Annotated in this window: 2 tRNA genes and 1 rRNA gene; all 3 read left to right on the forward strand. The window is 48.2% G+C overall.

The features are described from left to right. Nucleotides 1-110: ribosomal RNA gene (locus tag L6D82_RS28460) — 16S ribosomal RNA — on the forward strand; the annotation flags it as partial. Between the two features lie 81 nt (nt 111-191). Then, nucleotides 192-268 (forward strand) — tRNA-Ile (locus tag L6D82_RS28465). 30 nt (nt 269-298) lie between these two features. Continuing rightward, nucleotides 299-374: transfer RNA gene (locus L6D82_RS28470), tRNA-Ala, on the forward strand. Nucleotides 375-628 lie beyond the last annotated feature (254 nt).

Here is a 628-nt window from a genome sequence, read left to right on the forward strand (position 1 = left end):
AAGTAGCTAGTCTAACCTTCGGGAGGACGGTTACCACGGTGTGATTCATGACTGGGGTGAAGTCGTAACAAGGTAGCCGTAGGGGAACCTGCGGCTGGATCACCTCCTTAATCGACGACATCAGCTGCTCCATAAGTTCCCACACGAATTGCTTGATTCATTGAAGAAGACGAAAGAAGCAGCCCGAAATTGGGTCTGTAGCTCAGTTGGTTAGAGCGCACCCCTGATAAGGGTGAGGTCGGCAGTTCGAATCTGCCCAGACCCACCAATTTTGTGTGGGAAACGCCTGTAGAAATACGGGGCCATAGCTCAGCTGGGAGAGCGCCTGCCTTGCACGCAGGAGGTCAGCGGTTCGATCCCGCTTGGCTCCACCACTACTGCTTCTGAAGTAAGAGCTTAGAAATGAGCATTCCATCGCTGCGATGGTGAATGTTGATTTCTAGTCTTTGACTGGTTCGTTCTTTAAAAATTTGGGTATGTGATAGAAAGATAGACTGAGATCCACTTTCACTGGTGGTGATCAGGCTAAGGTAAAATTTGTGAGTTCTCTTAGTTGAGAAATTCGAATTTTCGGCGAATGTCGTCTTCACAGTATAACCAGATTGCTTGGGGTTATATGGTCAAGTGA

The sequence above is a fragment of the Pseudomonas paraglycinae genome (assembly GCF_021601625.1).
Taxonomy (GTDB): Bacteria; Pseudomonadota; Gammaproteobacteria; order Pseudomonadales; family Pseudomonadaceae; genus Aquipseudomonas; species Aquipseudomonas paraglycinae.